An 8814-nucleotide genomic window follows, 5' to 3' on the forward strand; every position below is an offset into this window, starting at 1 on the left:
TTATTCAGCTGTCATGTGATCAGGTTTATTGCCGGTTTCCCACGCAGGCCCCAGATCCGTCAGCCGCATTTCAATCACTTCAACGGTCAGACGAATGGTCTTATCCGCTGCAAAAACCAGCTCAATCACACCGGAAGGTGCGTCAGCCGGTTCAAAATTAATGGCCAGCAATGCCAGAACATCATCCCCGTGTGTGCGGTCAATATTCTGGGCACGCACACTCGTCACACGTTCAAAATGCACCACGCTGCGGCGGCGCTCAAAGCTTTCTTTTCCGCGGGTAGCCACCGGCTTTTGATCGCGGGAAAAACGATTGCAGGCAAGGAGAAAACGCTGCTCCGCAGGGCGGTAATCCAGATCGCTGACTTTCAGAACTGCATCCTGCACATGGGCAGAAATAATCTGCAGGTCTTCCTCATCCATTGCCACTAATTTGAGCATCCGCAATCATTCTCCTGCACAGTCAATGCTATTGATATAAGCACTTAACAGTAAAAAGCACTACTGTTTAATAACAGAACCCCGACCTGTAAAAACAAATCGGGGTCTGAAATAAAATGTTGCAGCACAATCAGCCGCTGATGCGGGAAACTTCAGCGCCGCAATTGGACAGTTTCTCTTCCAGACGCTCAAAACCGCGATCAAGATGATAAACACGGTTCACAGTGGTTTCACCTTCAGCCACCAGCCCTGCAATCACCAGTGTTGCGGAAGCGCGCAGATCCGTTGCCATCACCGGCGCACCTTTGAGGCGCTCAACGCCTTCAACCGTTGCCGTCTGGCCGGACAGAGAAATCTTGGCACCAAGACGTGCCAGTTCCTGCACATGCATGAAACGGTTTTCAAAAATCGTTTCAGTGATGTGCGATGTACCTTTGGCCTTGGTCATCAGCCCCATGAACTGCGCTTGCAGATCAGTCGGGAAACCAGGGAACGGATCGGTCGTAATATCAACAGGTTCAATGCCGTGACCATTGCGCACAACGCGGATGCCGTTTTCCACATCCGTAATTTCTGTACCGGTCTGGCGCAGTGTATCCAGCGCAGACTGCAACAGGTCAGAGCGGGTATTCTGCAAAACAACGTCACCGCCGGCCATAGCCACAGCCATTGCATAAGTACCGGTTTCAATACGATCCGGTATCACGCGAACGCGTGCACCTTTCAGACTGGTCACACCCTGAATGCGGATGGTCGGCGTACCGGCACCTTCAATTTTAGCGCCCATTGCATTCAGGCAATCCGCCAGATTAACCACTTCCGGCTCGCAGGCCGCATTATGGATAATCGTGTCACCCTTGGCGAGGCAGGCAGCCATCAGCGCCACATGGGTCGCGCCCACGGAGACTTTAGGGAAAGTGAACTCAGCACCAACAAGACCTGAGCTGGTTGTTGCGCGGGCATAACCGTTTTCAATGTCGATTTTGGCGCCCAGTGCAGTCAGGCTGTCGAGCATCAGATCAACCGGCCGTGTACCGATGGAGCAACCGCCCGGAAGCGAAACGATGGCCTCACCTGCACGTGCCAGCAGAGGGCCGATCACCCAGAAACTGGCGCGCATTTTGGCAACCAGCTCATAAGGCGCAGTCGTATCGACAATATTCTTCGTGTTGAAATGAACCGTGCGCTCATAAGAACCGTTCTGATGTTCACGACGACCGTTCACAGAATAGTCCGCGCCGTGATTGCCGAGAATGCGTGTCAGCAGTTCCACATCGGCGAGATGCGGCATATTTTCGAGTGTCAGCGTTTCATCAGTCAGAAGCGATGCAATCATCAGAGGCAGAGCTGCATTTTTCGCGCCGGAAATCGGGATAATGCCGTTCAGTTTATTGCCGCCGGTGATTTTAATACGATCCATAATTTTTCACTTTCACGGCAATGTCTTTGCGAACAGCGCTGGCTTGCGCCTGTTCAGACAGCCTCTTGTCAGACAGTTACAGTGCAAGGCTGTTTCTGTGCTGTTCCGGTTTTTCTGTTACAGATATCTTTGCCATTGCAAAGTCTGCGCTACGATTGGTGCTGCCATAAAGCAGTTTTGTGCAGAGACAACAGTCTGATTCAATCAGAAATGTGTCTTTTTATTCAAAACATCATTTTTATCACACCGGTAAGTGCCGGCGATCTGTGCCGGACATTGGCGGGGTCAGATGTGTCTCATACCCTTGCGTTTCTGAAGATCAGTTATAAACCTAAAAAGTTTAGAAATAATCATCTGCGAACAGGGCGTTAGTCGGTTTCATTCTTGTGGCCAGACATACCGGCGGGCGATTGCCCGCTATTGTGACCGGCGTCTGCAACGGGTAACCCCTCTCCGCGCTCATCTTCAGCACCGGAACGTCTTGAACGAATCTGTGCTTTACGACGCATGAGATTCGCACGCAATTGTTCAGAGCGGCGCTTAGCACGCTGATCTGCTTCTGCTTTTTGGGATGGGGTTTCAGGCTTGTTACTCATAGTGCAGCCCTTTTACACCAGCAAACCGGTTTGGAAAAGCATACATATGCACAGGTTCGGACAGTTTTTGAAATTTAAGCAAAAGAATTGCACTTGATGACTTGCGGTTTCCCGAATCTTATGCCAGAAGTCCGCCGCAACGGACAGTATGCTGCGGTAGCTCAGTGGTAGAGCACTCCATTGGTAATGGAGAGGTCGGGAGTTCGAACCTCCCTCGCAGCACCAGCTTTCCCAAAAAATACAAAGACTTACGAAGCGCCTGATTTAGGTGCTTTTTCCATTACTGCATAAATGCACGGAATATAGCATGAACATACACGTGCATCCGTGCAAAATCCGTGCAGGCTGTTCGTCACTCGTTCTAAGTTGAATCGACTTCGACGTAGCTAGAACTCCCCATAATTCACAGGCTGCTCACACAACTCAGAATCATTCTTGACTCTTTTTCGATTCAGGAACATTTAATGAACAGTAAGAGTTTATAACGAGAACGATTTAATGAACTTTGCGCACGAGTTGCGCCACGGGTGAGCTATGCCATGCGTAAACCAGAAACGATTGAACGATTATATTTAGACTTCGACGGCTTTTTCGCGAGCGTAGAGCAGCAATGCGATAAAAGTCTGCGTGGTCGCCCTGTCGGAGTTGTGCCATTTATAGGGACTGACCGAACGGCCGTTATTGCCTGCTCAAAAGAAGCCAAGGCTTTTGGCGTGAAAAACGTCATGCGGATCAAAGACGCAAAACGACTGTGTCCAGATATCGTTCTGGTTGCTCAAAAGCCTGATCTGTATCGCAGAGCGCACAACGCCCTGCTCAGTGAAATAGAAACCGTTATTGCAATTGATACCGCTAAAAGCATTGATGAGCTGACCTGCATCCTTGATGATAGAGGGCGCAAGCACCCCGAACAGCTTGCCCATGAAATCAAATCCACCATTGCTCAAAACATCGGTCCATTTATAACATGCTCAATCGGCTTTGCCGCCAACCGGCAGTTGGCCAAGATCGCATGTAAGGCAGGCAAAGATGCAACAAAGAAGACGCCCAATTATGGTAACGGCTTAGCCATATGGCATCCTGATATGGCACCAGCCCAATTGTTTCAGGTAAAATTAGCCGATGTGCCAGGCATTGGCGAAAGTATGAAGATGCGGCTTGCACGTAGCTTCATCACCACCACAGAGCAGCTCTATAATATCCAGCCTAAGCACATGCGTAAAATCTGGAATAATGTGAACGGCGAGCGGCTGTGGTACGCACTGCATGGCTATGACATTCAGGCTCAACCACAAAAGCGCGGCATGTACGGCCACACCCGTGTTTTACCACCAGAGGCGCGCAGCATCAATGGCGCTTATGAGATCGCCCGTCTCTTGCTTGTGAAATCCAGCAGGCGGCTAAGACGTGACGAGTTCTATGCAGGCGGTTTGTGGTTATGGTTATCTTTGAAGGATGGTTCGTGGATGCATAATCTTGCTCTGCCATCAGTCAATGATGAGCAAGCAATCCTGACAGTGCATAAGCATCTTTGGGAGATAGCCAGAAGCCAACTGCCCCGAAATGCAACCATCTACAATGTGGGCGTGACTTTACACTCACTAAGCGAAGCCAATGCCCGCCAGCTTGATATCTTTAATAACGACGATGCAGTCCGGCAGAAGTGGGAAAACGTGAATGGTGCAATGGATGTACTTAACGCCAAATATTCCAGCACTATGGTTCACATGGGAGAATGGAAACCACCTGCAGGCGGTCATGTCGGCGGCAAAATCAGCTATGTGCGTATTCCGTCGGCCGAGGACTTCTATTAATGGGCAACTGGAAAACCAAGATCAAAGTTGGTGATCTTGCTGACACTCAAAAACTGGAAATGATCTGCAAGAAGTGCAGCCGCCTCACTTATATCACCAAGGCTATGATCTGCACTGCCAAAGGCCGCGAGCAGCTTTATCTTGATGAAGTTGAGCGCCGTGCCTCATGCAAAGCGCAAGGCTGCAAAGGCCGAATGCGCATGGCTATGGTCAGGCTTGATGAGTTGAGCGGTTTTGTTGGTGGACTGGCATGAGAGACGAAGACAAAATACGCACATCCAAAGGCATGTTCGAACACTACTGCATGCACCCGGGTTGCAAGCTATGGGGCATGTATGGATTTCGAAGCCGCTTTGGGCAATTATGGTTCTGCCATAAACATAAAGGTGATGCAGAAAAAAGCCTAACTAGCTTTTAATAGTGTTTGAAAAGAAGGTGATATATTTACAGCCTTTAATCGACTGATTTTAGAGATTGTTAATTAAAACATTATACATGGCAATAATTGGTAAAATGCAGCATATTAGGTATTCTGAAACGCAACCCATCATACGTCTGTTTCGTTTGGCCTAGAAATAGCCGTTAAAAACCCATAAATAAGCGTTGAATTTCTTTTATGCTTGACAAAACAAATGCCTTGATACTTATCGCGCTAACGAGTTTGTTGTGAGTTTTTAAAAGGAATAGCCAATGTGGCGTCCCATCAATGAAGATCATTCGATTGAAATGATGTCGATCGTCATCGGATTTCACGATGCACTAAGCTCACTTGTTTATCGAAAAATAATCAGAAGATTAGAAGAAGCAACGAATGCGAACGGACTGAATATTCAGCAACCGATTCAAGGGATGGAATTTCGACTTGATTCAGCTGGGGTGACTCCGCAACCAATAAATATCACTGGAATGTCATACCAGAAGAACTCTCTCATTCGTCTTCAAAATAACAATGTCGTGAATAAGATTGTAGAACAACTACAGTTCCAACCTCAAGCAATTCAATATTTAACATGGAAATATACTCGATGGGCTCCCGCTGTCGAATCCATTCAGCGATTAATTTATCCAGCACTTGAAATTGCTGCACAAGCGGTGAGTTTATCCAGCGTACGGATAGAATATTTTGATCGTTTTATTTTGGACGGAGATGGAGTCAGGAGCAGTCCTTCAGATGTGCTTTGCGAGGAATCACCTTTGATTGCAAAAGATATTTTTTCTTCCGACGATCTTTGGCATTCTCACACAGGTAAGCTTGTAAATATTGATGCGCAGAGGAAGCGTTTGTTTCAGGTTAATATTGACGCACAAGAACTCGCTTCTCCAGAAGAGTTAGTTGGAGCAAGGTCTATATCAATCATGAACTCAGTAGAAGATCGGTTTCTAAACACCGGTTGGGAACTTACTGATATTCATGATCAAGTTGGCACCGAACTAAATGAGTTGCATAAAGAGTCAAAAGAACTGTATTCTAAAATTCTGAATCCAAATATGGCGGCAAAGGTGGGGTTGGAATGAACGCTCGATCAACTATGTTCTTATCAACTGCGACGGCCATAGCGGCAGTGCCATTTTTTAGCTACGCGTCCGTTACGATATCTCGCGAGAGTATTTTGTGGCCGGTTGAAAACAAACAATTAATTGCCGAGGCTACAACACGAAAAAGTTTCATTGCTCATGAGCAGGTTACTGATTCACTTTCAAAATCGTTTTTCCACCCAGCAGTTGAGAGACTTCTTTCTTTCAAATCACTAGATGCCGATTTCAATGGCGAGAATGCCCCTAGGCCCGATACGACAGCTATAGAACTTGCCGCTTCGTTTGTTGAACTATTGCCTTTTTTCGCCCCACAGCCTTCTGTCGGTGTTAACTCAGAGGGTCAAGCTGTGGTTGAGTTTCATGATGAAAACGAGTTGGGTCAGGTTGTATTTTTAGGCGATAACCAAGTCGAAGCTTATTACTCACGTGATGACGCTCCATCTGTTTATCTTGAAGGGAACATACAAGATCCCGATATTCAGCTAGCCTTTAGAAGAGCATTTGGTTTTCCGTTAGTAGCGTGACAGTCGATATTTGTTTTCAATGTAGTGAGATTCTAAACGGGACTTCTACAGACGGGCAGCAGGCTACCCGCGTTGATGTCGCACATCCTCATTGCGCATGCGAAAAACATTCAGTTGGGGACGGCTCTCCGGGACCAGTCGGTCCCGACGAGGTAGTTTATAGGTTCGTTGTAAGTCCGGGAGACATTGATCCACATACTGGTATATTGCTTCTAGATTCGCTGAGGGACGTCAAAAGTGATGGACTCAGCATGATAAGATCCTTAGCATCAGACATAGATATAGAAGAGTTGGTAAGGGAGCGGCTTACTATAAAAGCCGGGGCACAAATTAGGACCGTTGATGCGATACTTCAGATTAGCGTTTCTGAATTGCAACAATTGACGCGGGACGATTGGGGACGCTTATTTTGTGTCTACGATGAAACAGTACCAAGGAAGAACTCGAATCTACCCCCCATTCCCACTCACGCAACTTTACTACAACGTGTCCCACCCCCGAAGACGGACGGACGTAAGGGGACAATGAAAGCAGACCAAACTGTCTTATATAAAAAATTGATTACGAACAAAGTTGACATTGCATCATTTAGAAGCGGCTTAATAGCTCAACTCAACAGCAAATCATTAGCTGGTGAATTTACACTTCCGAATGATAAAAATTTTTAGAAAACTCGATGATTGGCCTTGCCATCGAGTGATATTCCTTTTACCAGCGATTTAGGCAGCAGGTGTCGATACGGGGCGAACCGTTGAGAGTTGAAACAAAGTTTCCATGATTTATTAACCTGAGCTTGCCATAAGCATCCTGCCTGAAAAGGTATGGAGCGTGGCAAATAAACCTTCGTGGTTGCCAGACAGGGGCAGAGTTGGATACAAACCTGTCGTTCACAACTGCTTGTCAGTTGTGGGCCGCTTCATTACTTTTAAGCAGCTATATCAATTACTTAGCGTGGAATTGATAAATATGTATTATGGAATTTAGGCGGCAAGGTGCCGCCTAAATATTACTTTGGACCGCCGAACCAGAGATAAACTTTCATAGCGTTTTCATAAAGCATGACAGCGCCAATGAACATTCCAACCACACAAACGATCAACCACTTCATAAAAGTGCCAACAGTTTGCATAGCCATGACTAACCGCAATCCATCCTTCAGGGTTTTAATGTCTTCCTTTTCGAGTTGAGATAGAAACTCTTGCGTTTCGGGGGGCAGCTCATTGAAGCGATGTGCGGGGCTCATATTTTCGTCAGCAGCCATTACCAGCACCCCTGCTTTACTCCGAACCGGTTATGCGCCGCCACACTGCTACCGGCATTGGTATCACTTGCTGCAAGGTACACGGCTGTATCTGGCTTAATGCTGATTTGCTGCCAACCCGCGCAGTTGCTCGCACTGGCCGCGCACCCCGCCAAGCTCAAGGCACAAAGCAACGCTATCCATGTTATTGACTGTTTCATTGATCCCCGCTCTTTTCTGCAGCGCTTGAGCTATGGCCTGTGTGGCTTTAAATTCTGCGTTGCGCTTGCCGTCATGATGGCCAAGCACATAAAAAAAGAGGCCTGAAACTGCCCCTCCAATTAACGCGCCGATGATGTGATTAAGTGTGATCCTCATAGCATCCCCACTTGTTACAACTTCCAGCCAAGCCGCTTTGCGAGCACATAGAAGCCCTCAGTGATTAGGCCAACAAATGCAGTAGCTGCAACAGTGGTCACAGCCAGTACGTCTGGGTCAGATGCCAGTTGACTGCCAACCTCAAACCCTATTAACCCTCCCACGCCGTAGCGCAGCAGAATGCGAATGAACGGTGCCATTATTTGCCCTTCCCGAAGATTGAGGCAATTGCTTTGATGATGATTACGAGCCAACTAGATTTAGCCTGTGCTGGTGTCGCAGGCTCATGCTTTGGCACTGCTGCTTTTGACAAGAACTGCTGGCGCTCGGTTTTGCGTCGTGTAGTCAGTCCTTTCAGCTCCACCTTCTTACCGGTCTTTGGATCGGTGATTTTATTCCAGACAAGGAACTGATCGGCAGCACCGGTGCGGTCGCCTGCATTGAGCTTTCTGAGAAGGGTTGAGCCTTTGAACGCTCCTGCCCCGATGTTGAAAGCCAAGCTCACCAGTGCATCATATTCGTTCTGGTTGAGCGGTACTTTGACAGCCGCATTCACGGCCTTCTCAAATACAGCCAGATCACGGCTTAGAATTTCCGATGCTTGCCGCGCTGTAATGGTCAAGCCAGCCGTCACCTTTGGCTCTCCTGCCGCTGATGTGTGGCCTGCACCAATGGTCAATATTCCGGCACTGTCGCGATATGCAGACAGTACTACGCCTTCGCGGCTCTCAATGAGAGCGCGTCCTTCAGGACTGGTTTTCATGGGGTCATCTCACCAAAGTTAGATTTTCAGATAGATTCATTAATGAGTACTAATTTTACAGCGACCAACAATGATCATTTATATATGTCCGCGACATAACGC

11 protein-coding genes and 1 tRNA gene are annotated in these 8814 nt (G+C 47.6%); 5 read left to right on the forward strand and 7 right to left on the reverse strand.

Annotated features, from left to right (window positions below):
• The 3 genes from P8H26_RS14820 to P8H26_RS14830 all read right to left on the reverse strand — a co-directional run bounded on the left by P8H26_RS14820 (window position 1) and on the right by P8H26_RS14830 (window position 2457).
• Window positions 1-447: a DUF2948 family protein gene (locus P8H26_RS14820; protein ID WP_289633921.1), complete on the reverse strand. Its 447-nt coding sequence runs from the start codon at window positions 445-447 to the stop codon at window positions 1-3.
• Window positions 448-571: 124 nt separating this feature from the next.
• Window positions 572-1861: a UDP-N-acetylglucosamine 1-carboxyvinyltransferase gene (gene murA, locus P8H26_RS14825; protein WP_289633923.1), complete on the reverse strand. Its 1290-nt coding sequence runs from the start codon at window positions 1859-1861 to the stop codon at window positions 572-574.
• A 368-nt stretch (window positions 1862-2229) separates the two neighbouring features.
• Window positions 2230-2457 (reverse strand): hypothetical protein, encoded by a 228-nt coding sequence (locus tag P8H26_RS14830; RefSeq protein WP_289633925.1) that lies wholly within the window; start codon window positions 2455-2457, stop codon window positions 2230-2232.
• A gap of 150 nt (window positions 2458-2607) precedes the next feature.
• Between P8H26_RS14830 and P8H26_RS14835 the strand changes: the two genes are divergently transcribed.
• The 5 genes from P8H26_RS14835 (at window position 2608) to P8H26_RS14855 (ending at window position 6331) form a co-directional block, all read left to right on the forward strand.
• A tRNA-Thr gene (locus P8H26_RS14835) sits at window positions 2608-2682 on the forward strand.
• 314 nt (window positions 2683-2996) lie between these two features.
• The gene (locus P8H26_RS14840; RefSeq protein WP_289633927.1) at window positions 2997-4271 is read left to right on the forward strand and encodes a type VI secretion protein ImpB; all 1275 of its coding nucleotides are present in this window, start codon (window positions 2997-2999) and stop codon (window positions 4269-4271) included.
• Window positions 4271-4525, forward strand: a complete 255-nt coding sequence (locus P8H26_RS14845) for a hypothetical protein (RefSeq protein ID WP_289633929.1) — start codon at window positions 4271-4273, stop codon at window positions 4523-4525. Before P8H26_RS14840 ends, P8H26_RS14845 begins: the two co-directional genes overlap by 1 nt.
• A 436-nt stretch (window positions 4526-4961) precedes the next feature.
• Window positions 4962-5786 (forward strand): hypothetical protein, encoded by an 825-nt coding sequence (locus P8H26_RS14850; protein ID WP_289633931.1) that lies wholly within the window; start codon window positions 4962-4964, stop codon window positions 5784-5786.
• Window positions 5783-6331 (forward strand): hypothetical protein, encoded by a 549-nt coding sequence (locus tag P8H26_RS14855; protein ID WP_289633932.1) that lies wholly within the window; start codon window positions 5783-5785, stop codon window positions 6329-6331. The genes P8H26_RS14850 and P8H26_RS14855 overlap by 4 nt, the downstream gene beginning before the upstream one ends.
• Window positions 6332-7337: 1006 nt before the next feature.
• Here P8H26_RS14855 and P8H26_RS14860 read toward each other — a convergent pair.
• The 4 genes from P8H26_RS14860 to P8H26_RS14875 all read right to left on the reverse strand — a co-directional run bounded on the left by P8H26_RS14860 (window position 7338) and on the right by P8H26_RS14875 (window position 8712).
• Window positions 7338-7592: a hypothetical protein gene (locus tag P8H26_RS14860; RefSeq protein ID WP_289633933.1), complete on the reverse strand. Its 255-nt coding sequence runs from the start codon at window positions 7590-7592 to the stop codon at window positions 7338-7340.
• 96 nt (window positions 7593-7688) lie between these two features.
• Entirely contained in the window at window positions 7689-7949 is a 261-nt protein-coding gene (locus P8H26_RS14865; RefSeq protein WP_289633934.1) for a hypothetical protein, read from the reverse strand.
• 14 nt (window positions 7950-7963) lie between these two features.
• On the reverse strand, window positions 7964-8149 hold the full coding sequence (locus P8H26_RS14870; protein WP_289633935.1) for a hypothetical protein: 186 nt from the start codon (window positions 8147-8149) through the stop codon (window positions 7964-7966).
• Window positions 8149-8712: a lysozyme gene (locus P8H26_RS14875; protein WP_289633936.1), complete on the reverse strand. Its 564-nt coding sequence runs from the start codon at window positions 8710-8712 to the stop codon at window positions 8149-8151. Before P8H26_RS14875 ends, P8H26_RS14870 begins: the two co-directional genes overlap by 1 nt.
• Window positions 8713-8814 lie beyond the last annotated feature (102 nt).

The organism is Pseudochrobactrum sp. sp1633 (genome assembly GCF_030376605.1).
Taxonomy (GTDB): domain Bacteria; phylum Pseudomonadota; class Alphaproteobacteria; order Rhizobiales; family Rhizobiaceae; genus Pseudochrobactrum.

Bases quoted from the DNA above. Each gene is read 5' to 3' on its own strand.
- P8H26_RS14875 (WP_289633936.1), bottom strand. From the start codon at position 8,712: ATGAAAACCAGTCCTGAAGGACGCGCTCTCATTGAGAGCCGCGAAGGC.
- P8H26_RS14865 (WP_289633934.1), bottom strand. From the start codon at position 7,949: ATGAGGATCACACTTAATCACATCATCGGCGCGTTAATTGGAGGGGCA.
- P8H26_RS14855 (WP_289633932.1), top strand. From the start codon at position 5,783: ATGAACGCTCGATCAACTATGTTCTTATCAACTGCGACGGCCATAGCG.
- P8H26_RS14860 (WP_289633933.1), bottom strand. From the start codon at position 7,592: ATGGCTGCTGACGAAAATATGAGCCCCGCACATCGCTTCAATGAGCTG.
- P8H26_RS14830 (WP_289633925.1), bottom strand. From the start codon at position 2,457: ATGAGTAACAAGCCTGAAACCCCATCCCAAAAAGCAGAAGCAGATCAG.
- P8H26_RS14850 (WP_289633931.1), top strand. From the start codon at position 4,962: ATGTGGCGTCCCATCAATGAAGATCATTCGATTGAAATGATGTCGATC.
- P8H26_RS14840 (WP_289633927.1), top strand. From the start codon at position 2,997: ATGCGTAAACCAGAAACGATTGAACGATTATATTTAGACTTCGACGGC.
- P8H26_RS14870 (WP_289633935.1), bottom strand. From the start codon at position 8,149: ATGGCACCGTTCATTCGCATTCTGCTGCGCTACGGCGTGGGAGGGTTA.
- P8H26_RS14845 (WP_289633929.1), top strand. From the start codon at position 4,271: ATGGGCAACTGGAAAACCAAGATCAAAGTTGGTGATCTTGCTGACACT.
- murA (WP_289633923.1), bottom strand. From the start codon at position 1,861: ATGGATCGTATTAAAATCACCGGCGGCAATAAACTGAACGGCATTATC.